The following is a 22,651-nucleotide window of genomic DNA, read 5'->3' on the forward strand; positions in this document are numbered from 1 at the left end:
TTGCGAAAATCATCGAGTAAGACGGGTAAGAAATGTTGTCATGAGCCATAATTGGCTCATGGCAAGTTAAATTTAGGCCAGTAGCTCAATTGGCAGAGTGGCGGTCTCCAAAACCGCAGGTTGGGGGTTCGATTCCCTCCTGGCCTGCCAACTACAAGTGAATATGAAAAGTTCAAACGAAAGTCAAAATAAAACAAAAGATATATTATCTTGGTTAGCCGTAGTTCTTTTAACTGCTGGCGCCTTCTTTTGCACCTATTATTACACTTTTTCAGGTTCTGTCCAGTCAATAATATGGCTTGGATGGTTCTTGTTATCTTTATCATTTGCTTACCTAACAACAACAGGTAAACAAGTTTATCAATTTGCTCAAGAATCAAAAATTGAGTTGTTGAAAGTCGTTTGGCCAACGCGCCAAGAAACAATCCAAACAACAACTATCGTTATTGTCATGGTTACATTAACGGGATTTATACTTTGGGGTATAGATTCAATGATGATGTGGGCAATTGCTAAAATAACGCATTTAGGGTGAGTTCGGTGGAAGAGCAGAAATCAAAGCAATGGTATGTCGTACATGCCTATTCAGGTTATGAGAATTTTGTTATGCGCGAGATAACTTCACGCGCAGTACACCACAATTTACAAGATAAGATTGGTGAAGTTGTCGTTCCTTCAGAAGAAGTTGTCGAAATGCGTTCTGGACAAAAACGTAAAAGTACACGCAAATTCTTTCCTGGCTATGTTTTAGTCAATATGGTTATGGATGATCAAACATGGCATATGATTAGAGCGATACCTCGTGTATTAGGTTTTATTGGTGGTACCAGCCAAACACCTACGCCAATTACTGATAAAGAGGCACGTGCCATTATGCAACGTGTTGAAGATGGAGTTACCAAACCAAGACCTAAAGTTCTCTTTGAACCCGGTGAAGTTATCCGCGTTAAAGAGGGTCCCTTTGTTGACTTTAATGGTGTTGTTGAAGAAGTTAACTACGAGAAAAACAGGCTAAGAGTAGCGGTTCTAATTTTTGGACGTTCTACACCTGTTGAACTTGAATTTAGCCAAGTAGAAAAAACATAATTTGTTAAAGCGCCTAGACTAGTATCCTGTATTGCAGTGTATTTAAGCTGCGATATAGACCTGGTCCAGGTTTTTTTGTAAAACTGGGGAGCTAGCACTTAAGTCAGACTGTCATTATGCGGTCGCTAAAAACTAGTGTTTGACCCATAAGGAGTAAACATGGCAAAAAAAGTCGAAGCATACATTAAGTTACAAATTCCAGCGGGTAAAGCAAACCCAAGTCCTCCAGTTGGTCCTGCATTAGGTCAACGTGGTGTGAACATCATGGAGTTTTGTAAAGCATTCAACGCTGCTACACAACAGTTAGAGCAAGGTTTACCAATACCTGTCGTAATTACTGTATATAGTGATCGTAGCTTTACATTTATTACTAAGACTCCACCAGCATCAGTTCTGCTGAAGAAAGCTGCCGGGATTCAAAGTGGTAGTGGTACACCCAATACTAAGAAAGTGGCTAAACTTCACGTCAGCCAACTTGAAGAAATTGCAACGCTGAAAAAACCTGACTTAACTGCAGCCGATTTGGCCGCCGCGGTTAGAAGTATTGCCGGAACAGCGCGTAGCATGGGTATTGACGTTGAAGGTTTAGAATAAGGGGGTTGCCATGTCAAAAGTTACTAAGAAACAAAAAATGATTTTAGAAGCAATTAAGCCTAATCATTTATACAATGCTAGTGAAGCAATTAACTTATTAAAGCAATTTGCATCAACTAAATTTCGTGAAAGTTTAGACATTAGTGTTAACTTGGGTGTGGACCCACGTAAATCGGATCAAGTCGTACGTTCATCTACTAACCTGCCTAAAGGTACTGGTAAAGTAGTGCGTGTTGCTGTATTTGCTCAGGGCGACAATGCTACTAAAGCAAAAGACGCGGGCGCAGATATTGTAGGTTTTGAAGATTTGGCTGATAAGATTAAAGCAGGCACTATGGATTTCGATGTAGTCATTGCAACTCCAGATGCAATGCGCATCGTTGGTCAATTAGGCCAAATATTAGGCCCAAGAGGTTTAATGCCAAACCCTAAAGTTGGTACTGTAACAACAAATGTTGAGGCCGCTGTTAAAGATGCTAAGTCAGGCCAAGTTCGTTACCGAACAGATAAAAATGGTATTATTCACTGTACAGTTGGTAAAGTTGATTTTGCCGCTGAAGATGTAATTGAAAATATTGTTGCTTTAGTTAGCGATCTTAAGAAAGCAAAACCATCTGCTTCAAAAGGTCAATACTTGAAAAAGATTTCTTTATCGACAACAATGGGGCCTGGATTGGCTATTGATATTTCATCTTTACCCGTGTAAAATACTTACCCATTTTTAAGAATTCACGGCATAGATTTGGTTCCATGCCGTCGAAGACCGCAGGTGCTAACGCTTAATTTCCTGCGCAGACGGTGAACCGGCTCCATTTAAAAGAGACGGCCACCATAACTGGCAAATCCTTGAGATTTGTATACATTAGGAGGTCAGTAACGTGACATTAAATTTAGCTGCAAAAAAAGCTGTAGTTGAAGAAGTGACTGAAGTTGCCTCTAAAGCTATTTCGGCAGTTGTTGCTGATTATCGTGGTTTAACTGTAAATCAAATGACGCAATTACGCAGTGAAGCACGTAAAGCCGGTGTTTATCTTCGAGTAGTAAGAAATACTTTAACACGAAGAGCATTTAAAAACACTGAGTTTGAGTGCTTGAATGACTTGCTTGTCGGCCCGTTATTCATTGCTTTATCACTGGAAGCACCAAGTGATGCTGCAAGACTGCTTAAAGAATTCACAAAAACATTTGACAAACTTGAAGTTAAAGCATTATCCGTAGGCGGAAAAATATATCAAGCAAATCAGCTTGATGTGGTTGCCAGCTTACCAACTAAGGATGAGGCAATAGCTAAGTTGATGTATGTGATGAAAGCGCCTGTTGAGAAATTTGTCAGAACTCTTGCTGAACCTCACGCTAAATTAGTGAGAACTATAGCCGCAGTAAAAGATAAAAAAGCAGGTTAAATCCCCTTTAATCATTAATTAATTTTTTTAAATCAGGAGCTAGTAATGGCTGTGTCAAAAAATGAAATTTTAGAAACCATATCAAACATGTCTGTTATGGAAGTTGTAGAACTAATCGAAGCAATGGAAGAGAAATTCAATGTTTCTGCTGCCGCTGCTGCTGTTGCAGTTGTTGCTCCAGCTGCTGCTGCCGCTGCTGTTGAAGAGCAAACTGAATTTAACGTTATTATGACTAGTTTTGGCGCTAACAAAGTTAACGTAATTAAAGCAGTTCGTGGTCTGACTGGTCTTGGCTTGAAAGAAGCTAAAGACCTAGTCGAAGGTGCTCCTTCAACAATTAAAGAAGGCGTGTCTAAAGACGAAGCTGCTAGTGTCAAAAAAGAACTTGAAGAAGCTGGTGCTTCAGTAGAAGTTAAATAATAAAGTTGTTTTAGTGAGATAGAACCCAGCCATGTTTTCATGGCTGGGTTTACGTGTTTGAAGTCATCAATAATTTACAGAGGAACCACCATGGCCGTTGCAGAAGCTAAACCTCAATATTCACATGCTGAGAAAAAACGATTTCGCAAAAGCTTTGGTAAGCAGGCCGATAAAATGGCAATACCAAATCTGCTTGAAATTCAACTTAAATCTTATAGAGATTTTCTTCAGGCCGATAGCAAATTAAGCGAACACTTTAATACCGGATTACATGCCGCGTTTTCTTCTGTGTTCCCTATCGAAAGCTTTTCTGGCAATGCAAGACTTGAATATGTTGGGTACAAGCTGGGCGAGCCAGCATTCGATGTTCGTGAATGCAAGTTACGTGGTTTAACTTATTCTGCGCCACTTAGGGTTAAAATAAGACTTGTTGTTCTTGATAAGGATGCAAGCGAAGAGCCTAAACCAATAAAAGATATTAGAGAGCAAGATGTGTTCATGGGGGAAATACCCTTAATGACTGATGTAGGTACATTCGTAGTGAATGGTACTGAACGTGTAGTTGTATCACAGTTGCATCGCTCTCCTGGTGTTATATTTGAACATGATAAAGGCAAAACTCATTCATCAGGTAAACTTCTTTATTCTGCACGTATTATTCCTTATCGCGGATCTTGGTTAGATTTTGAATTCGATCCTAAAGATTGCGTGTATGTGCGAATTGATAGAAGACGTAAATTACCTGTAAGTATTCTATTAAGAGCTTTAGGATACGAAACTGAAAACATTCTCAGCGAATTTTTTGAGATAACTAGCTGTCACCTTAAAAATGGTGAGTATCATATCGATTTAATTCCTCAACGCTTAAGAGGTGAAATTGCATCGTTTGATATTCTTGTTCCAGAAACAGGTGAGTTAATCGTTGAGCAAGGCCGAAGAGTAACCGCACGACATATTAAGCAAATGGAAAAAAGCCAAATGCAAGATCTTGTCGTCCCTCGAGATTATTTAATTGGTAAAACATTAGCTAAAAATATTATTGATACCTTGACTGGCGAAATAGTTGCGCAAGCTAATGACGAAGTAACTGATGAGTTGTTAGATACTATGGCATCTCACGGTATCCATGAATTTGACATGATCTATACCAATGATTTAGATCATGGCTCATATATTTCTGACACGATCAAAATTGATCCTACTTCAAGTCAGTTAGAGGCATTGGTAGAGATCTACCGTATGATGCGTCCAGGCGAGCCGCCAACCAAAGAAGCAGCAGAAGCATTATTTAAAAATCTATTTTTTGTGGATGAGCGTTATGATTTATCTGCTGTAGGTAGAATGAAATTCAACCGTCGTGTTGGTAGAAAAAATGATGATGGTCCGGGTACATTGACTAAAGAAGACATTATGTCTGTTATTAAAACATTAATCGAGATTAGAAATGGTATCGGTATGGTTGATGATATTGACCATCTAGGAAACCGTCGTGTACGTAGCGTTGGTGAAATGACTGAAAACCAATTCCGCGTAGGTCTTGTTCGTGTTGAGCGTGCTGTCAAAGAGCGTTTGAGCTTGGCTGAATCAGATAATTTAATGCCACAAGATTTAATTAATGCGAAGCCTGTATCCGCAGCAATTAAAGAATTCTTTGGTTCAAGTCAGTTATCTCAGTTTATGGACCAGGTAAATCCACTCTCAGGAGTTACCCATAAACGAAGAGTATCTGCATTAGGCCCAGGTGGTTTGACGCGTGAGCGAGCAGGATTTGAAGTCCGTGACGTACATACAACGCACTACGGTCGTGTTTGCCCAATTGAAACACCTGAGGGTCCGAACATTGGCTTGATTAATTCATTATCTGTTTATGCTCGAACTAATGATTATGGCTTTATTGAAACACCGTGTCGCAAAGTAATTGATGGCCGCGTAACCGATGATATTGAATATCTATCTGCTATTGAAGAAGTTGATCAATATATTGCACAATCAAGTGTTGCTCTTGATGAAGACGGAAATATTCTTGCAGATCTTGTCCCTTGTCGTCATCAAAATGAATTTTCATTGACAACTCCAGACAAAATTAACTACATGGATGTATCGCCGAAGCAGATTGTCTCTGTAGCCGCCTCATTGATTCCATTCTTAGAGCATGATGACGCGAACCGTGCATTGATGGGGTCAAACATGCAACGTCAGGCAGTACCAACTTTGCGCTCTGAAAAGCCATTGGTTGGAACTGGAATGGAGCGTATAGTTGCTTCTGACTCTGGAGTTTCTGTTGTTGCCAAGCGTGGCGGGGTAATTGACTTAGTTGATGCATCGCGTATTGTGGTTCGTGTTAATGATGATGAAACGACTGCTGGTGAGACTGGAGTTGATATTTACAATTTAACTAAATACTTCCGTTCAAACCAAGATACCTGTATTAATCAAAGACCCATTGTTAGCACAGGAGATAAGATTCAGCGAGGAGATGTCTTAGCGGATGGTCCATGTACTGATATGGGTGAATTAGCGCTCGGTCAAAACTTATTAGTCGCATTCATGCCTTGGAATGGTTACAATTTCGAGGACTCGATTCTTATTTCCGAACGTATTGTTCAAGAAGATCGATTTACAACGATTCATATTGAAGAGCTAACCTGTATTGCGCGTGATACTAAATTAGGCACTGAGGAAATCACCTCAGATATTCCTAATGTGGGTGAATCTGCCTTATCAAATTTGGATGAGTCTGGTGTTGTCTATATAGGTGCTGAAGTTAATGCGGGCGATATTCTTGTAGGTAAAGTGACACCTAAAGGTGAAACTCAGCTTACGCCTGAAGAAAAATTGTTACGGGCAATTTTCGGTGAAAAAGCCTCTGATGTTAAAGATTCTTCACTGCGTGTTCCCTCAGGAATGAATGGTACAGTGATTGACGTGCAAGTATTTACTCGTGATGGCTTGGATAAAGACGCGCGTGCAAAAAGCATTGAAGAGGAGCATCTTGCTCGTGTTCGTAAAGACTTAGTCGACGAACGTAGAATTCGCGAAGAAGATATTTATCATCGTGTAGCCACCCTTCTTTTAGACAAAGTAGCTACTGGTGGACCGGCAAATTTGAAACCAGGTTCTACGGTAACTCAAGACTATTTGGATAAAGTTGAACGACAAAGATGGTTTGATATTCGTTTAGATAATGATGCATTGAGCCAACAATTAGAGCAGCTTTCAAAGCAGTTAGAAATGCTTTCTAAAGAAATGGAAAAACGCTTTAACGACAGCCGCAAAAAAATCATTCAAGGTGATGACTTAGCGCCTGGCGTATTGAAAATTGTTAAAGTATACCTTGCTGTTAAGCGACGAATCCAGCCTGGTGATAAAATGGCCGGTCGACATGGTAACAAAGGGGTTATATCCATTGTTGTTCCAGTTGAAGACATGCCACATATGGAAGATGGTACATCTGTAGATATCGTACTGAATCCACTTGGGGTACCTTCACGTATGAACATCGGTCAGGTACTAGAAACCCACTTAGGTTTAGCCGCTAAAGGTTTAGGGCATAAGATTGCAGCGATGCTTGATACCAAGCAAACTGCTACTGAAATAAAATCGTTCTTGACCAAAATTTATAATCATGATGGTGTACAGCGAGTTAATCTTGACTGCCTAAATGACGATGAATTATTCAGACTAGCAGACAATCTACGTGCTGGTGTACCTATGGCAACACCTGTGTTTGATGGTGCTTCGGAAGAAGAAATTAAAAGCATGCTGCAGTTAGCTGGTTTGTCTTCTGATGGCAAAACTACTTTGATTGATGGTCGAACAGGCAGCAAATTTGATAATAAAGTGACAGTGGGTTACATGTATATGTTAAAACTCAATCACTTAGTTGACGATAAGATGCATGCTCGTTCAACTGGCTCATACAGCTTAGTAACACAACAACCACTAGGTGGTAAGGCGCAGTTTGGAGGACAGCGTTTCGGAGAAATGGAAGTATGGGCACTTGAAGCATATGGTGCGGCATATACATTACAAGAAATGTTGACTGTGAAATCAGATGACGTTGGTGGTAGAACAAAGATCTATAAAAATATAGTCGATGGCGATCATCGTATGGACCCAGGAATGCCTGAATCGTTCAATGTATTATTGAAAGAAATTCGTGCCTTGGGAATTGATATCGAATTAGATCACGATTAACTGTGCAGCGATACATACTGATTAACCAATTTTTGGAGACATAGACTTGAGTACTCTAAACGACGATCTAATGAATGAACCAATGAGAAAAGCTCCTGTTATGAGTGACTTGCTTGGCATCCTCAAGCAACAGGGGCAAAGCGAAGAATTTGACGCAATTAAGATTGCGTTGGCTTCACCTGAGTTGATTCGTTCCTGGTCTTACGGCGAAGTAAAGAAACCAGAAACCATTAATTACCGTACTTTTAAACCAGAACGAGATGGCTTGTTCTGTGCTAAAACGTTTGGTCCAGTAAAAGATTATGAGTGCTTATGTGGTAAGTACAAACGACTAAAACACCGTGGTGTTATTTGCGAAAAGTGTGGTGTTGAGCTGGCTTTAGCTAAAGTGCGACGTGAGCGGATGGGACACATCGAACTTGCTAGTCCGGTAGCTCATATCTGGTTCCTAAAATCACTGCCTTCACGAATCGGTTTATTGCTCGATATGACTTTAAGAGATATTGAACGCGTTCTTTATTTTGAAGCTTTCGTAGTTGTCGATCCTGGCATGACCGAATTAGAGCGTGGCCAATTGCTGAATGATGAAGTTTATCTTGATGCAATGGAGCAATATGGTGATGAATTTGATGCCCGTATGGGAGCTGAGGCTATCCGCGATTTATTGCGTCAAGTTAATTTAGAAGATGAAATTAGAAATTTGCGTGAAGAGTTACCAACTACTAGCTCTGAAACAAAAATTAAGAAGATTACCAAGCGCTTAAAATTATTAGAAGCATTCTACGAATCAGGTAATAAGCCTGAGTGGATGATCATGGACGTGTTACCTGTTCTTCCTCCCGACTTAAGACCCTTAGTCCCTCTAGATGGTGGGCGGTTTGCTACATCTGATCTTAACGATTTATACCGTCGCGTTATTAATCGAAACAACCGTCTGAAGCGTTTGCTTGATTTGAATGCGCCCGATATTATTGTGCGTAACGAAAAACGGATGTTGCAAGAATCGGTTGATGCGTTATTGGATAACGGCCGTCGTGGTCGTGCGATCACTGGTACTAATAAGCGTCCGCTTAAGTCATTAGCTGACATGATTAAAGGTAAGCAGGGGCGTTTCCGACAAAACCTTTTAGGTAAGCGTGTTGACTATTCTGGTCGTTCGGTAATTGTTGTCGGCCCAACATTGAAATTACATCAGTGTGGATTACCTAAAAAAATGGCGCTTGAGTTATTTAAGCCCTTTATCTTCAGCAAATTAGAATTTAGAGGACTGGCTACCACAATTAAAGCCGCTAAAAAAATGGTCGAGCGTGAAGAGTCGGTAGTTTGGGATATTCTCGATGATGTAATTCGTGAGCATCCAATTTTATTAAACCGTGCCCCAACATTACATAGACTAGGTATCCAGGCATTTGAGCCTGTGCTTATTGAAGGCAAGGCGATTCAGCTTCACCCATTAGTTTGTACGGCATATAATGCTGACTTCGACGGCGACCAAATGGCTGTTCATGTGCCATTAACTTTAGAAGCTCAGTTAGAAGCCCGTTCATTAATGATGTCTACCAACAATATTCTATCACCAGCAAGCGGGGAACCTATTATAGTTCCTAGCCAGGACGTGGTCCTTGGATTGTATTATTTGACTCGTGAAAAAGTGAATGCTTTAGGTGAAGGTAAAATATTTGTTAGTGCTCAAGAAGCGCAGAATTTTTATGAATCAGGTCATCTAGATATTCATGCAAAAATTAAAATCCGTATGCCTAAAGAAGGTGACGAAGAAGGTTATCACTTGGTTGAAACTACGGTAGGACGTGCAATTCTTGCCGAGGTGTTACCTAAAGGAATGCCTTTTGCGACCATTAACCGCACGATGACTAAAAAGGTAATTTCTAAAGTTATTGACGGCTGTTACAGAACCTTCGGTTTAAAAGAAACGGTTATTTTTGCTGACAAGTTGATGTATACCGGCTTTAAATATGCAACACGTTCAGGGGTATCCATTGGTATTGAAGATATGGAAATTCCTGATGATAAAGCCAGCATTATTGATCATGCGGATAACGAAGTTCGCGAAATCGAATCCCAGTTCCGTTCTGGTTTAGTAACTAACGGCGAGCGTTACAATAAAGTAATCGATATTTGGTCAAGAACAAACGAATTAGTTGCTAAATCGATGATGACAAAAATTGCAACTGAAGCAGTGATTGATGCACGTGGAAACCACACACGACAAGAATCATTTAACCCAATCTTTATGATGGCTGATTCGGGTGCGCGGGGTTCCGCAGCGCAAATTAGACAGCTGGCGGGTATGCGTGGATTAATGGCAGCACCTGATGGCTCTATTATCGAGACACCAATTACGGCGAACTTCCGCGAAGGATTGAATGTATTCCAATACTTTATTTCGACTCACGGAGCACGTAAAGGTCTAGCGGATACTGCATTAAAAACAGCGAACTCAGGATACTTAACACGTCGCCTTGTGGACGTTGCTCAAGATGTTGTGATCACTGAAACAGATTGCGGCGTGGATACAGGCGTACTGATGCAACCTTTAATTGAGGGCGGGGATATTGTTGAACCGTTGCATGAGCGTGTATTAGGCCGTGTTGTGGCTGCAGATGTTTATATTCCAAATCAACCTGAACCTGTTGTTACAGCGGGTACATTGTTGGATGAAGAGTGGGTTGAGCTACTGGAAAAACAAGGTGTTGATCAAATTCTGGTTCGTTCACCAATTACATGCCAAACTCGTTTTGGATTATGTGCTATGTGTTATGGCCGTGACCTTGCACGTGGTCACCTGGTTAATACTGGGGAAGCAGTAGGCATTATTGCTGCTCAGTCAATTGGGGAGCCAGGAACACAGTTAACCATGCGTACGTTCCATATCGGTGGTGCGGCATCGCGAGCAACAGCTGCTAATAATATTCAAATTAAGACCAAAGGGGTTATTCGCTTACACAACATTAAAACGGTAACTCATGAAAACAGCAACTTAGTTGCCGTATCCCGTTCAGGCGAAGTAACCATTGTTGATGAATTTGGTCGTGAACGTGAGCGTTATAAATTACCTTATGGTGCGGTAATTTCTGCACAAGATAATTCACCAGTAGAAGCTGGGCAAGTTATTGCAACATGGGATCCACATACTCACCCAGTTATTTCTGAGGTAACCGGTAATCTGAAGTTTGTCGACTTAATTGAAGGCATGACCATGAATCGGCAAACTGATGAATTAACTGGTTTAAGTAACATCGTAATTATTGATGCGAAGCAACGTAGCAGCGCAGCAGGTCGTGATTTACGTCCTATGGTTAAGCTAGTAACGGCTGATGGCGAAGATATTTTCCTTGCCGGTACTAACGTTCCAGCTCAATACTATCTACCTGTAGATGCGATTGTTAACTTTGAAGATGGTGGTCACGTTGGTATTGGGGATGTTATTGCACGTATTCCACAAGAACGTTCAAAAACACGTGATATTACAGGGGGTCTGCCAAGGGTTGCTGACTTATTTGAAGCGCGCAAACCGAAAGATTCCGCTGTTATGGCTGAAGTTTCAGGATTAGTAAACTTCGGTAAGGAAACTAAGGGTAAGAGAAGATTAATTATCAACGTTTCCGAAGATCAATGTCATGAAGAATTGATTCCCAAATGGCGTCATATATCTGTGTTCGAAGGGGAACACGTTGAGCGCGGTGAAATGATCGCTGAAGGTGCGCTGAACCCACATGATATATTACGTTTACTCGGTGTAGGGGCATTAGCAAATTACATAGTTAACGAAGTACAAGATGTGTATCGTTTACAAGGTGTAAAAATTAATGACAAACACATCGAAACAATTGTAAGACAAATGCTACGTAAACGTGTTATTACTTTTGCGGGTGATTCTAAATTCTTAGCCGGTGAGCAAATCGAAGAAAGTGTTATGTTACAAGAAAACGATAGGCTTCTCGCCGAAGGAAAACAGGTCGCACGTGGTACGCCAATATTATTAGGTATTACCAAAGCTTCTCTGGCAACTGAATCATTTATCTCTGCAGCATCATTCCAAGAGACAACAAGAGTTCTGACTGAAGCTGCTGTAAGTGGTAAGGTTGATGATTTACGTGGCTTAAAAGAAAACGTGATGGTTGGACGCTTAATTCCTGCAGGAACAGGCTATACCTACCATCAAAGCCGTAAGGCAAAAAGAGCAAAGGCTGCAGCTGGTGAGCACACTGTGCACACTGTTACTGCAAGTGATGTTGAACATGCGTTAAGTGAAGCTTTAAACGCAGATAATCAAGAGCACTAGTACGGATTCAAATACGGCAGATTAAAACTTGACAAATCTGCCGTATCTATATAGAATCCGGCCTCCTTATGCATTCGAAATAATCACAAGAGACAGATCGGAGTTAAGTACAAATGGCTACTATTAATCAGTTAGTAAGAAAGCCTCGTGTGGACGTAAAGAAGAAAAGTAACGTACCTGCACTAGAGTCATGTCCACAGCGACGCGGTGTGTGCACACGCGTTTATACTACTACACCTAAAAAACCTAACTCAGCTATGCGTAAGGTTGCACGTGTACGTTTAACTAATGGATTCGAAGTTTCATCATATATTGGTGGTGAAGGCCATAACCTACAAGAGCACTCTGTTGTTCTTATTAGAGGTGGTCGTGTGAAAGACTTACCGGGTGTGCGTTATCACACAGTAAGGGGTAGTTTAGATACGTCAGGTGTTAACGATCGTAAACAAGGTCGTTCTAAGTACGGTACCAAAAAACCTAAAGATAAAAAATAACTGATTGTAGGAAATTGAAATGCCTAGAAGAAGAGAAGTCCCCAAAAGAGAAATTTTGCCAGATCCTAAGCATCATAGTGAACTGTTAGCAAAATTCATTAACGTATTAATGGTCAGTGGTAAGAAGTCAACCGCTGAGAAGATTATCTATGGTGCGCTTTCTGTAATGGAAGACCGCGTCAAGAAGGTCAAGAAAACTGATGAAGAAGAAGGCGAATCTGGTTCTACTGGTTCTGGTTCAGTTCTTCGTTATTTTGAAGATGCTTTAAATAATGTTCGCCCAAGTGTCGAAGTTCGTTCGCGTCGTGTGGGTGGAGCTACTTACCAGGTACCTGTTGAAGTTAGACACGATCGCAGCATTGCTTTAGGAATGCGTTGGATTGTTCAGGCTGCTCGTACTCGTGGTGAGAAAGGGATGATGCTGCGCTTAGCAGGGGAACTGATGGACGCTTTTGAAAGCAAGGGTTCTGCAGTAAAAAAACGTGAAGACACCCATAAAATGGCGAAAGCGAACCAGGCGTTTGCGCATTTTAGATGGAATTAAGAGAGAGAGGGTAATCCGTGTCTACTCCATTAAAACTGTATAGAAACATAGGCATTGCAGCGCACGTTGACGCAGGAAAAACTACAACAACAGAGCGTGTACTGTACTATACTGGTATGTCTCATAAAATTGGTGAAGTGCATGACGGTGCTGCAACAATGGACTGGATGGTTCAGGAGCAGGAACGCGGCATTACCATTACCTCTGCAGCGACAACTTGTTACTGGCCAGGTATGGATAAGCAATTCGAGCCACATCGAATTAATATCATTGATACACCAGGGCACGTTGATTTCATGATTGAAGTAGAACGTTCTTTACGTGTACTCGATGGTGCTGTTGTAGTATTTGACTCTGTCTCCGGTGTTGAGCCGCAATCAGAGACTGTATGGCGTCAAGCAAACAAATACGGCGTTCCACGCATCGTATTTGTTAATAAAATGGATAGAATGGGCGCAAACTTCCTACGTGTAGTTAGCCAGATCAAACAAAGGTTAGGTTCAAACCCTGTTGTAGTTCAGTTGCCAATTGGTGCTGAGGAAGAATTTAAAGGCGTTATTGACTTAATTAAGATGAAAGCTATTCATTGGGATGAAGAAAACAAAGGGATGACCTTTGAATACAAAGAAATCCCTGCTGAGATGCAAGCACAGTGCGAAGAATATCGCGCAATGATTGTTGAAGCTGCTGCAGAAGCAAGCGAAAAGCTGATGGAGAAATATCTTGAGGGTGAAGAGTTCTCTGAAGCAGAAATTAAAGGTGCGCTGCGTGAACTAACAGTAACTAATAGAATCGTTCCTGTATTCTGTGGTTCTGCCTTTAAAAATAAAGGTGTTCAAGCAGTATTGGATGGCGTTATTGAATATTTACCATCGCCTACTGATATTCCAGATATTCAAGGAATTGATGAAGATGGTAATGAAACTACACGTAAAACTAGTTACGATGCACCATTCTCTGCCTTGGCATTTAAAATTGCAACAGACCCATTTGTTGGTACTTTGACTTATTTCAGAGCGTATTCGGGTGTTCTTAAAAGCGGCGATACAATCTATAACTCTGTGAAAGGTAAGAAGGAACGTATTGGTCGTTTGCTGCAAATGCATGCTAACTCGCGTGAAGAAATTAAAGAAGTTAGAGCTGGCGACATCGCCGCTGCTGTTGGCTTAAAAACAGTAATGACTGGTGATACGTTGTGCGCTCTAGATAATACGGTAATTTTAGAAAGAATGGACTTTCCAGATCCTGTTATTGCCGTAGCTGTTGAGCCAAGAACTAAAGCAGACCAAGAAAAAATGGGTATTGCTTTGGGTAAATTAGCTCAAGAAGATCCATCATTCCGAGTTCATACTGACGAAGAATCAGGCCAGACCATTATTGAGGGTATGGGCGAGTTACATTTAGAAATTATTGTTGACCGCATGAGACGTGAATTTAATGTGGAAGCAAATGTTGGTAAACCGCAAGTAGCTTATCGTGAAACACTGAAGCAAGCTGTGGAACAAGAGGGTAAGTTTGTAAGACAATCAGGTGGACGCGGACAATTCGGACACGTATGGTTGAAACTTGAGCCTCAAGAGCCTGGAAAAGGTTATGAATTTATCAATGAAATTGTTGGTGGTGTTATTCCTAAAGAATACATTCCAGCTGTTGATAAAGGAATTCAAGAGCAAATGCAAAATGGTGTCATCGCTGGTTATCCTGTTGTGGACGTTAAAGTTACATTGTTTGACGGTTCGTTCCATGAAGTAGATTCTAGTGAAATGGCGTTTAAGATTGCTGGCTCTATGGGTTTCAAACAAGGTGCATTGAAGGCTAAGCCTGTTTTACTCGAACCAATAATGAGTGTAGAAGTCGTTACTCCTGAAGATTACATGGGGGATGTTATGGGCGACCTTAACAGACGCCGTGGTTTGGTACAGGGTATGGAAGATTCACCAGCGGGTAAAATTGTTAGAGCTGAAGTACCGCTTGCAGAGATGTTTGGTTATTCGACCGATTTACGTTCTGCTACCCAAGGAAGAGCAACATATACGATGGAATTTTCTAAGTATGCTGAAGCTCCAAATAACATTGCTGAAGCAATTATCAAGAAACAATAAAAAGTTAACGAGGTTATTGAAATGGCGAAGGAAAAATTTGAACGTAAAAAGCCACACGTTAATGTGGGTACAATCGGTCACGTTGACCATGGTAAAACAACACTAACTGCAGCTATTACTACAATTATGGCGAAGAAGTATGGTGGAACAGCTAAAGCGTATGATCAAATTGATGCTGCGCCAGAAGAAAGAGAACGTGGTATTACTATTTCTACAGCACACGTAGAATATGAATCTGCTACAAGGCACTATGCACACGTAGACTGCCCAGGACATGCTGACTATGTTAAGAACATGATCACCGGTGCTGCGCAAATGGACGGAGCAATCTTAGTTGTATCAGCAGCTGATGGCCCAATGCCACAAACAAGAGAACACATTCTGTTATCACGTCAAGTAGGTGTTCCTTATATTGTTGTGTTCATGAACAAAGCCGATATGGTTGATGATCCTGAGCTATTAGAATTAGTAGAGATGGAAGTGCGTGACTTATTAAGCAGTTACGATTTCCCTGGTGACGATATTCCTATTGTTGTTGGTTCAGCGCTAAAAGCACTGGAAGGCGACACGAGTGACATCGGAGTACCAGCAATTGAGAAATTAGTCGAAACGATGGATTCATATATTCCTGAGCCTGTTCGTAACATCGACAAAGCGTTCTTATTACCAATTGAAGACGTATTCTCTATTTCTGGACGTGGAACAGTAGTAACTGGCCGTGTTGAGAGTGGGATTGTTAAAGTTGGTGAAGAAATTGAAATCGTTGGTATTCACGATACAACGAAGACAACATGTACGGGCGTTGAGATGTTCCGTAAGTTGTTGGATGAAGGTCGTGCTGGCGATAACGTAGGTGTGTTGTTACGCGGAACTAAGCGTGATGAAGTTGAGCGTGGTCAAGTATTAGCGAAGCCAGGCACAATTAAGCCACACACAAAATTTGAAGCAGAAGTGTACGTATTATCAAAAGAAGAGGGTGGACGTCATACTCCATTCTTCAATGGATACAGACCACAATTCTACTTCAGAACGACAGACGTAACAGGTACTTGCGACCTGCCATCTGGAGTTGAAATGGTTATGCCTGGTGATAACGTACAATTAGTTATCAATTTGCATGCTCCAATTGCGATGGATGAAGGTTTACGTTTCGCAATTCGGGAAGGCGGCCGTACAGTAGGCGCCGGTGTTGTCGCTAAAATTATCGAGTAATTACAATGAGTAACAATCAAAACATTAAAATTAGATTAAAATCCTTTGATCATCGGTTGATTGACTTATCAACTCGAGAAATCGTGGAGACAGCAAAGCGTACTGGTGCTCAAATTAGAGGACCAATACCTTTACCAATTCGCAAAGAAAAATTTACCGTATTGACTTCACCGCATGTGAATAAAGATGCTCGTGATCAATATGAATTACGTACTCATAAACGCCTGGTCGTTATCGTTCATCCAACTGAAAAGACAGTAGATGCGTTGATGAAATTGGATCTGGCTGCTGGGGTTGATGTTCAGATAAGCCTTGATGATTAATGTTAGGGTGAAGGATATTAAAGAGGTGTTACAATGATGATCGGTTTATTAGGCCGTAAAATCGGTATGACTCGGGTCTTCACAGCAGAAGGAGTTTCAGTTCCTGTATCTGTTGTTGAAGTGCACCCTAATAGAGTTTCGCAAATTAAAACTATGGAAGCTGATGGCTATGCTGCAATTCAGTTAACTGGCGGAACAAAAAAAGCAAGTAAGGTGAATAAAGCGCAAGCTGGACATTTTGCAAAAGCTGAAATTGAAGCAGGTGACATGCAAGTTGAATTCTGGGTTGACTCAGAAGATGCGTTTAAAGCAGGTCAAGAACTATCTGTTGCTGATGTTTTCGCAGCAGGTCAGTTTGTCGATGTTTCAGGAACCACAAAAGGTAAAGGTTTTGCTGGTACTGTTAAGCGTCACAATTTTAGAACACAAGATGCCACGCATGGTAACTCAAGATCGCATCGTGTTCCTGGTTCTATTGGTCAAAACCAAACTCCAGGTCGCGTGTTCAAAGGTAAAAAAATGGCAGGCCATATGGGTAACGTTCGTTGTACAGTTCAGAGCCTTGAACTTGTGCGCGTAGATGCTGAAAGAAATCTACTTCTTATCAAGGGTGCCATTCCTGGTGCGCCTGGATCACGAGTTGAGATTAAGCCTGCAGCTAAAAAGCAAGCACGAGGTGAGTGATGGAAATTACTACTATAGATAACAAAACAACTTTAACTCTGAACCAAGACGTTTTCGCATATGCATACAATGAAGGTTTAATACATCAAGCTGTTGTAACCTTTATGAATAATGCTCGTAGTGGTAATAGTGCTCAGAAAACTCGATCAGAAGTTCGTGGTGGCGGTAGAAAGCCTTGGAACCAAAAAGGTACCGGCCGCGCGCGTGCTGGTACTATCCGCAGTCCGATTTGGCGGAGTGGTGGGGTAACCTTCGCATCTAAAAAGCGAGATTATTCACAAAAAATTAATAAAAAAATGTACAAACGCGCATTACGTAGTATAATCTCCGAACTTTGCCGTACTGGTAACCTGATTGTCATTAGTGATTTTCAATGTGAAAGCAAAAAAACTAAAGATTTTGTCAGCAAAATGAGTCAATTGGAAATTAACAATGCGCTTATTGTTATGAGTGAAGTTGGCGAGAATGAATATTTTGGATCAAGAAACTTAATTGACTTTGATATCTGTGACGTTGCGACTCTAGACCCTGTTTCTTTACTCAGATTTGAGAAAGTTGTTGTTACAGAAGCTGCGATTAAAAAAATTGAGGAACAGTTACAATGAATGCCGAAAGATTGTTGATGGTTCTACGTGAACCTCATACTTCTGAAAAAGCTACTGTCATAGCAGATAAGCTAAAACAGTTCACTTTCAAAGTATTAAAAACTGCAACTAAGACTGAAATTAAAATGGCGGTAGAGCATATATTTAACGTTAAAGTTAAAAATGTATCTGTTCTTAATGTGAAGGGAAAAGCAAAACGCTTTAAGCAAACAGCCGGTAAGCGTAGTGATTGGAAAAAAGCATTTGTAACTCTTCATGCGGATCAAGATATTGACTTTACAGCTACCGAATAAGGCAGATTAAGATGGCACTATTAAAATCTAAACCTACATCGCCCGGAAAACGTGGCGAATTACGTGTGGTTCATAAAAACATCCATAAAGGACGACCACACGCTGCTTTAGTTGAAAAACTAAAGAAAACTGGTGGACGTAATAACCAGGGTAGAATCACTGTAAGACATATCGGTGGTGGTCAACGTAACCAATATCGTATTATTGACTTTAAACGCACTAAAGACGGTATTGAAGGACGGGTTGAGCGTATTGAGTATGATCCAAACAGAACTGCTCTAATTGCGTTAATCGTTTATAAAGACGGTGAAAAAAGATATATAATCGCACCGGCAAATTTAAAAGTTGGTGATACAGTTGTAAGTGGCGCAGATGCTCCCATTAGTGTTGGGAACTGCTTACCACTGAAAAATATACCACTTGGTAGTACGATTCACTGTGTTGAAATGAAAGCTGGTAAGGGCGCTCAGATGTTAAGAAGTGCTGGTGCTAGTGGACAATTAGTTGCTAAAGAAGGCATTTACGCAACATTAAGACTACGTTCTGGTGAAATGCGTAAAATTCACGTCTTATGCCGAGCTGTAGTGGGTGAAGTAAGCAACAGTGAACATAGCTTACGTTCATTAGGTAAAGCGGGAGCTAAACGTTGGAGAGGTATTCGTCCAACAGTCCGTGGTGTGGCAATGAACCCTGTTGACCATCCACATGGTGGTGGTGAAGGCCGTACTTCTGGTGGACGTCACCCAGTATCACCTTGGGGTATGCCTACTAAAGGTTATAAAACCAGAAGTAATAAGCGTACTGATAGCTTTATTGTCAGAAGACGTAAGAAAAAATAATTATTGAGAGGATATCAAGTGGCTCGTTCTATAAGAAAAGGTCCATTTATTGACCATCATTTGATCAGCAAAGTTGAAGCTGCAATCGAATCAAAATCGAAAAAACCAATTAAGACTTGGTCACGACGATCAACAATCGTTCCTGAAATGATTGATTTGACAATTGCTGTTCACAACGGTAAAGAACATATTCCCGTATACATTACTGATAATATGGTTGGTCATAAATTAGGTGAGTTTGCCATGACTCGTACATTCAAAGGCCACTCTGGTGACAGAAAGGCTAAAGGCAAGTAATAAGAGGATATGATGGAAGTTACAGCTAAGTTAAAAGGTGCTCCCTTATCCGCTCAGAAGGGCAGATTGGTAGCAGATATGATACGTAATATGAAAGTATCTGGTGCGCTTGATGTCCTCAAGTTTACACCAAAAAAAGGTGCTCAATTAATGCTTAAACTATTGGAGTCAGCCATTGCTAATGCTGAAAACAATAATGGGGCAGATATTGATTCTCTTAAAGTAGGTATGGTCTGCGTTGATGAAGCCGCAACTTTAAAACGTATTAGTCCCAGAGCTAAAGGTCGTGCAAATAGAATTTGCAAGCGTACCTGCCATATCACGATTAAAGTGTCTGACGAGGAATAGCAATGGGACAAAAAGTTAACCCTATAGGCATACGCCTTGGTATTATTAAAGATTGGAACTCTAAGTGGTTTGCTGGTAAACGATATGCTGAATTCTTAAATCAAGATATTAAACTACGTAGTGAACTTAAGAAAAAACTTATGGGTGCTGCTGTAAGTAAAATTCTTATTGAGCGTCCTGCTAATAACGCTGTTGTTACAATTCAAACTGCACGACCTGGTGTAATCATCGGTAAAAAAGGTGGCGGAATTGAAACTTTGCGTAACGAAATTTCAAAAAAATTAGGCGTTCCAGTTCATTTGAACATTGAAGAAATTAAAAAGCCTGAACTTGATTCAACACTAGTTGCTGAAAGTATTGCACAACAATTGGAGCAACGTGTTATGTTCCGACGTGCTATGAAGCGCGCGGTAACTTCTGCTCTTAAGTCTGGTGCGAAAGGAATTAAAATTTGTGTAAGTGGACGACTAGGTGGTGCTGAAATCGCTCGAAGTGAATGGTACAGAGAAGGTCGTGTTCCATTACATACTTTTAGAGCTGATATTGATTACGGTACAGCAGAGTCTAAAACTACCTACGGTATTATTGGTGTAAAAGTCTGGATCTTTAAGGGTGAAGTTCTCCCACAAAAGAAAAGATCTACTGACAGTGCCCAGTGAGTGAGGATTAAGAATCATGTTACAACCAAAGCGTACAAAATACCGCAAACAGATGAAAGGCCGTAACAGAGGTTTGGCTTTACGTGGAAGCAACATTAGTTTTGGTGAGTTTGGTCTGAAGGCTCTCGAAAGAGGTCGTTTGACTGCTCGTCAAATCGAAGCAGCTCGACGTGCAATGACTCGTCACATCAAACGTGGTGGTAAAATTTGGATTAGAGTATTCCCTGATAAGCCAATTACCCAGAAACCTTTAGAAGTTCGACAAGGTAAAGGTAAAGGTAGCGTTGAATATTGGGTTGCTCAAATACAACCTGGTAAGGTTTTATTTGAAATGGAAGGTGTATCCAGAGAGCTTGCGATGGAAGCTTTTGATCTGGCTAAAGCAAAACTTCCTTTCAAAGTAATCTTTGAAGAAAGGAAGGTGATGTAATGAAAACAACAGAAGAATTGCGCAATTTGTCAGTTGAAGAACTACAAAACGAATTGCTTTCATTACGTAAAGAACAATTAAGTTTACGAATGAAAAAAGCAAGTGGCTCACTAGATAAGACACATCTCATTACTAAGGTGCGTAAGTTGGTGGCACGAGTTAAAACAATTTTGACTGAAAAGGCAGGTAAGTGATATGTCTACTAATGAATCAAACGCCAGAACAATGGTTGGAAAAGTAGTTAGCGACAAAATGGATAAAACTATAGTTGTGATGATTGAGCGTTCAGTAAAGCATCCAAAATATGGAAAAATTATGAAACGTAGAACCAAATTTCATGCTCATGATGAGAATCAAGTGTGTAAAATTGGCAATACTGTGAAAATCCGTGAGTCAAGACCACTCTCTAAAACAAAAAGCTGGGTATTAGTCGAAGTAATTTCTTAATCAACTTTGTTGATATACTTTTAAAACCCTAAAAGGCCTGATATAATCAGCAACCTTTTTCTGGTCGAAATCAGAGCTGGAGTAAAAAATGATCCAAATGCAGACAGTGCTCGAAGTGGCTGATAACAGCGGAGCACGTAAGGTAATGTGTATTAAAGTACTTGGTGGATCTCACAGACGCTATGCGCGTGTAGGTGATGTCATCAAAGTAAGTATTAAAGATGCAATACCAAGAAGTAAAGTAAAGAAAGGTGCTGTAATGAAAGCTGTTGTTGTTAGAACAGCTCAAGGCGTAAGACGAGATGATGGTTCTTTGATTCGTTTTGATGGTAATGCAGCAGTACTTTTAAATAACCAAAACGAGCCAATTGGTACTCGTATATTTGGCCCCGTTACTCGCGAGCTACGAGAGAGATTTATGAAGATAATATCTCTGGCTGCAGAAGTTTTGTGAGAAGGATTAGATATGAAACGTATTAAAACAGGCGACATAGTCATTATAATCGCCGGTAAAAGTAAAGGTCATGTAGGTAAGGTCCTACGAGTAACAGACAATGGTGTTGTTGTTGAAGGCGGTAACCTGATTAAGAAACATGTGAAGCCTAACCCACAGAAACCTGAAGGCAAGGGCGGAATTATTACTCTTGAGGCACCATTACACGTTTCAAACGTTGCTCATTATAATCCTACTACTAAGAAAGCGGACAAAGTTGGCTTCAAGTTTATAGAGAGTAACGGTGTTAGTACTAAAGTTAGATACTTTAAATCTGACAATGAAATAATTGACCGTGTTTAATTAGGTGATTGAAATGACAAGACTTAATGATTTTTACAAGAAAGAAGTCATCCCTATGATGATGAAACGGTTCAACTATTCCAGCATTATGGAAGTACCAAAGCTACTTAAAATTACTCTAAATATGGGTGTTGGTGAAGCTGTTGGTGATAAAAAGGTAATGAATCACGCCGTTGAGGATATGACTTTAATCGCTGGACAAAAACCTGTTGTTACTAAGGCTAAGAAATCTTTGGCTGGTTTTAAAATCAGAGAAGGTTGGCCAATCGGTTGTAAGGTAACACTACGTCGTCAGCGTATGTATGAGTTTTTAGACAGATTAGTTTCTGTTACTTTACCTCGCGTAAGAGATTTTCGTGGTCTAAATCCTAAATCTTTTGATGGTACTGGTAACTACAGTATGGGTATACATGAGCAAATCGTGTTCCCAGAAATTGATTACGATAAAACAGATGGCATTCGTGGATTAGATATTTGTATTACTACAAGTGCCAAAACAAACGAAGAAGCTAAAGCTTTACTAGAAGCATTTAATCTTCCATTGAAAGATAGAGACAAAAAATAGAAGGGTGACA

At 40.5% G+C, this 22,651-nt stretch carries 26 protein-coding genes and 1 tRNA gene; all 27 read left to right on the top strand.

Annotated elements, in window-relative coordinates; all coding sequences use genetic code 11:
- Positions 1 to 74: 74 nt before the first annotated feature.
- Positions 75 to 150 (top strand) — tRNA-Trp (locus LDG_RS14725).
- Positions 151 to 163: 13 nt separating this feature from the next.
- Entirely contained in the window at positions 164 to 535 is a 372-nt protein-coding gene (secE, locus tag LDG_RS14730; protein WP_040536153.1) for a preprotein translocase subunit SecE, read from the top strand.
- Positions 536 to 540: 5 nt separating this feature from the next.
- Complete coding sequence (gene nusG, locus LDG_RS14735; protein ID WP_006872222.1) at positions 541 to 1,086, top strand: transcription termination/antitermination protein NusG; 546 nt, start codon at positions 541 to 543, stop codon at positions 1,084 to 1,086.
- 159 nt (positions 1,087 to 1,245) lie between these two features.
- Positions 1,246 to 1,680 carry a 50S ribosomal protein L11 gene (rplK, locus tag LDG_RS14740; RefSeq protein ID WP_006872223.1) on the top strand — a complete coding sequence of 145 codons (435 nt, stop codon included), beginning with the start codon at positions 1,246 to 1,248 and terminating at the stop codon, positions 1,678 to 1,680.
- 10 nt (positions 1,681 to 1,690) lie between these two features.
- Complete coding sequence (gene rplA, locus LDG_RS14745; RefSeq protein ID WP_006872224.1) at positions 1,691 to 2,386, top strand: 50S ribosomal protein L1; 696 nt, start codon at positions 1,691 to 1,693, stop codon at positions 2,384 to 2,386.
- 172 nt (positions 2,387 to 2,558) lie between these two features.
- Positions 2,559 to 3,083 carry a 50S ribosomal protein L10 gene (gene rplJ / locus LDG_RS14750; RefSeq protein WP_006872225.1) on the top strand — a complete coding sequence of 175 codons (525 nt, stop codon included), beginning with the start codon at positions 2,559 to 2,561 and terminating at the stop codon, positions 3,081 to 3,083.
- Between the two features lie 45 nt (positions 3,084 to 3,128).
- Entirely contained in the window at positions 3,129 to 3,503 is a 375-nt protein-coding gene (rplL, locus tag LDG_RS14755) for a 50S ribosomal protein L7/L12 (protein ID WP_006872226.1), read from the top strand.
- Positions 3,504 to 3,593: 90 nt separating this feature from the next.
- Complete coding sequence (rpoB, locus tag LDG_RS14760) at positions 3,594 to 7,700, top strand: DNA-directed RNA polymerase subunit beta (protein ID WP_006872227.1); 4,107 nt, start codon at positions 3,594 to 3,596, stop codon at positions 7,698 to 7,700.
- A 100-nt stretch (positions 7,701 to 7,800) separates the two neighbouring features.
- Positions 7,801 to 12,003 (top strand): DNA-directed RNA polymerase subunit beta', encoded by a 4,203-nt coding sequence (rpoC, locus tag LDG_RS14765; RefSeq protein ID WP_040536280.1) that lies wholly within the window; start codon positions 7,801 to 7,803, stop codon positions 12,001 to 12,003.
- A 113-nt stretch (positions 12,004 to 12,116) separates the two neighbouring features.
- A complete protein-coding gene (rpsL, locus tag LDG_RS14770) occupies positions 12,117 to 12,497 on the top strand; it encodes a 30S ribosomal protein S12 (protein ID WP_010654837.1) in 381 nt (126 codons plus the stop codon).
- A 19-nt stretch (positions 12,498 to 12,516) separates the two neighbouring features.
- Positions 12,517 to 13,041: a 30S ribosomal protein S7 gene (gene rpsG / locus LDG_RS14775; protein WP_006872230.1), complete on the top strand. Its 525-nt coding sequence runs from the start codon at positions 12,517 to 12,519 to the stop codon at positions 13,039 to 13,041.
- 17 nt (positions 13,042 to 13,058) lie between these two features.
- Positions 13,059 to 15,143 (top strand): elongation factor G, encoded by a 2,085-nt coding sequence (gene fusA, locus LDG_RS14780; RefSeq protein ID WP_006872231.1) that lies wholly within the window; start codon positions 13,059 to 13,061, stop codon positions 15,141 to 15,143.
- 21 nt (positions 15,144 to 15,164) lie between these two features.
- Complete coding sequence (gene tuf / locus LDG_RS14785) at positions 15,165 to 16,355, top strand: elongation factor Tu (protein WP_006872232.1); 1,191 nt, start codon at positions 15,165 to 15,167, stop codon at positions 16,353 to 16,355.
- A 5-nt stretch (positions 16,356 to 16,360) separates the two neighbouring features.
- Positions 16,361 to 16,678 (top strand): 30S ribosomal protein S10, encoded by a 318-nt coding sequence (gene rpsJ / locus LDG_RS14790; RefSeq protein WP_006872233.1) that lies wholly within the window; start codon positions 16,361 to 16,363, stop codon positions 16,676 to 16,678.
- Positions 16,679 to 16,711: 33 nt separating this feature from the next.
- Positions 16,712 to 17,362 carry a 50S ribosomal protein L3 gene (gene rplC / locus LDG_RS14795; protein WP_006872234.1) on the top strand — a complete coding sequence of 217 codons (651 nt, stop codon included), beginning with the start codon at positions 16,712 to 16,714 and terminating at the stop codon, positions 17,360 to 17,362.
- Complete coding sequence (gene rplD / locus LDG_RS14800) at positions 17,362 to 17,967, top strand: 50S ribosomal protein L4 (protein ID WP_006872235.1); 606 nt, start codon at positions 17,362 to 17,364, stop codon at positions 17,965 to 17,967. The genes rplC and rplD overlap by 1 nt, the downstream gene beginning before the upstream one ends.
- Positions 17,964 to 18,260, top strand: a complete 297-nt coding sequence (gene rplW, locus LDG_RS14805; protein WP_006872236.1) for a 50S ribosomal protein L23 — start codon at positions 17,964 to 17,966, stop codon at positions 18,258 to 18,260. The genes rplD and rplW overlap by 4 nt, the downstream gene beginning before the upstream one ends.
- Positions 18,261 to 18,271: 11 nt before the next feature.
- Positions 18,272 to 19,099: a 50S ribosomal protein L2 gene (gene rplB, locus LDG_RS14810; protein ID WP_006872237.1), complete on the top strand. Its 828-nt coding sequence runs from the start codon at positions 18,272 to 18,274 to the stop codon at positions 19,097 to 19,099.
- A gap of 18 nt (positions 19,100 to 19,117) precedes the next feature.
- Positions 19,118 to 19,396, top strand: coding sequence for a 30S ribosomal protein S19 (gene rpsS, locus LDG_RS14815; protein ID WP_006872238.1), 279 nt, complete (start codon positions 19,118 to 19,120; stop codon positions 19,394 to 19,396).
- A 12-nt stretch (positions 19,397 to 19,408) separates the two neighbouring features.
- A complete protein-coding gene (rplV, locus tag LDG_RS14820) occupies positions 19,409 to 19,744 on the top strand; it encodes a 50S ribosomal protein L22 (protein ID WP_006872239.1) in 336 nt (111 codons plus the stop codon).
- A 2-nt stretch (positions 19,745 to 19,746) separates the two neighbouring features.
- On the top strand, positions 19,747 to 20,403 hold the full coding sequence (gene rpsC, locus LDG_RS14825; RefSeq protein ID WP_006872240.1) for a 30S ribosomal protein S3: 657 nt from the start codon (positions 19,747 to 19,749) through the stop codon (positions 20,401 to 20,403).
- 16 nt (positions 20,404 to 20,419) lie between these two features.
- Positions 20,420 to 20,833, top strand: coding sequence for a 50S ribosomal protein L16 (gene rplP, locus LDG_RS14830; protein WP_003633085.1), 414 nt, complete (start codon positions 20,420 to 20,422; stop codon positions 20,831 to 20,833).
- Positions 20,833 to 21,027 (top strand): 50S ribosomal protein L29, encoded by a 195-nt coding sequence (gene rpmC / locus LDG_RS14835; RefSeq protein ID WP_006872241.1) that lies wholly within the window; start codon positions 20,833 to 20,835, stop codon positions 21,025 to 21,027. Before rplP ends, rpmC begins: the two co-directional genes overlap by 1 nt.
- 1 nt (position 21,028) lies before the next feature.
- Positions 21,029 to 21,280, top strand: a complete 252-nt coding sequence (gene rpsQ / locus LDG_RS14840; RefSeq protein WP_006872242.1) for a 30S ribosomal protein S17 — start codon at positions 21,029 to 21,031, stop codon at positions 21,278 to 21,280.
- A gap of 88 nt (positions 21,281 to 21,368) precedes the next feature.
- On the top strand, positions 21,369 to 21,734 hold the full coding sequence (rplN, locus tag LDG_RS14845) for a 50S ribosomal protein L14 (protein WP_006872243.1): 366 nt from the start codon (positions 21,369 to 21,371) through the stop codon (positions 21,732 to 21,734).
- A 12-nt stretch (positions 21,735 to 21,746) separates the two neighbouring features.
- The gene (gene rplX, locus LDG_RS14850) at positions 21,747 to 22,076 is read left to right on the top strand and encodes a 50S ribosomal protein L24 (protein WP_040536157.1); all 330 of its coding nucleotides are present in this window, start codon (positions 21,747 to 21,749) and stop codon (positions 22,074 to 22,076) included.
- A 13-nt stretch (positions 22,077 to 22,089) separates the two neighbouring features.
- On the top strand, positions 22,090 to 22,641 hold the full coding sequence (gene rplE, locus LDG_RS14855; RefSeq protein WP_006872244.1) for a 50S ribosomal protein L5: 552 nt from the start codon (positions 22,090 to 22,092) through the stop codon (positions 22,639 to 22,641).
- The last annotated feature ends 10 nt before the right edge of the window (positions 22,642 to 22,651 follow it).

Origin of the sequence: Legionella drancourtii LLAP12 (assembly GCF_000162755.2) — a bacterium.
Classification (GTDB): Bacteria; Pseudomonadota; Gammaproteobacteria; order Legionellales; family Legionellaceae; genus Legionella; species Legionella drancourtii.

Bases quoted from the DNA above. Each gene is read 5' to 3' on its own strand.
- rplC (WP_006872234.1), top strand. From the start codon at position 16,712: ATGATGATCGGTTTATTAGGCCGTAAAATCGGTATGACTCGGGTCTTC.
- rpoB (WP_006872227.1), top strand. From the start codon at position 3,594: ATGGCCGTTGCAGAAGCTAAACCTCAATATTCACATGCTGAGAAAAAA.
- rpsQ (WP_006872242.1), top strand. From the start codon at position 21,029: ATGTCTACTAATGAATCAAACGCCAGAACAATGGTTGGAAAAGTAGTT.
- rplX (WP_040536157.1), top strand. From the start codon at position 21,747: ATGAAACGTATTAAAACAGGCGACATAGTCATTATAATCGCCGGTAAA.
- tuf (WP_006872232.1), top strand. From the start codon at position 15,165: ATGGCGAAGGAAAAATTTGAACGTAAAAAGCCACACGTTAATGTGGGT.
- rplD (WP_006872235.1), top strand. From the start codon at position 17,362: ATGGAAATTACTACTATAGATAACAAAACAACTTTAACTCTGAACCAA.
- rpoC (WP_040536280.1), top strand. From the start codon at position 7,801: ATGAGTGACTTGCTTGGCATCCTCAAGCAACAGGGGCAAAGCGAAGAA.
- rplV (WP_006872239.1), top strand. From the start codon at position 19,409: ATGGAAGTTACAGCTAAGTTAAAAGGTGCTCCCTTATCCGCTCAGAAG.
- rplN (WP_006872243.1), top strand. From the start codon at position 21,369: ATGATCCAAATGCAGACAGTGCTCGAAGTGGCTGATAACAGCGGAGCA.
- rplA (WP_006872224.1), top strand. From the start codon at position 1,691: ATGTCAAAAGTTACTAAGAAACAAAAAATGATTTTAGAAGCAATTAAG.
- secE (WP_040536153.1), top strand. From the start codon at position 164: ATGAAAAGTTCAAACGAAAGTCAAAATAAAACAAAAGATATATTATCT.
- rplE (WP_006872244.1), top strand. From the start codon at position 22,090: ATGACAAGACTTAATGATTTTTACAAGAAAGAAGTCATCCCTATGATG.
- rpsJ (WP_006872233.1), top strand. From the start codon at position 16,361: ATGAGTAACAATCAAAACATTAAAATTAGATTAAAATCCTTTGATCAT.
- rplK (WP_006872223.1), top strand. From the start codon at position 1,246: ATGGCAAAAAAAGTCGAAGCATACATTAAGTTACAAATTCCAGCGGGT.
- rpsL (WP_010654837.1), top strand. From the start codon at position 12,117: ATGGCTACTATTAATCAGTTAGTAAGAAAGCCTCGTGTGGACGTAAAG.
- rpsC (WP_006872240.1), top strand. From the start codon at position 19,747: ATGGGACAAAAAGTTAACCCTATAGGCATACGCCTTGGTATTATTAAA.
- rplB (WP_006872237.1), top strand. From the start codon at position 18,272: ATGGCACTATTAAAATCTAAACCTACATCGCCCGGAAAACGTGGCGAA.
- rpsG (WP_006872230.1), top strand. From the start codon at position 12,517: ATGCCTAGAAGAAGAGAAGTCCCCAAAAGAGAAATTTTGCCAGATCCT.
- rplL (WP_006872226.1), top strand. From the start codon at position 3,129: ATGGCTGTGTCAAAAAATGAAATTTTAGAAACCATATCAAACATGTCT.
- rpmC (WP_006872241.1), top strand. From the start codon at position 20,833: ATGAAAACAACAGAAGAATTGCGCAATTTGTCAGTTGAAGAACTACAA.
- rplW (WP_006872236.1), top strand. From the start codon at position 17,964: ATGAATGCCGAAAGATTGTTGATGGTTCTACGTGAACCTCATACTTCT.
- rplP (WP_003633085.1), top strand. From the start codon at position 20,420: ATGTTACAACCAAAGCGTACAAAATACCGCAAACAGATGAAAGGCCGT.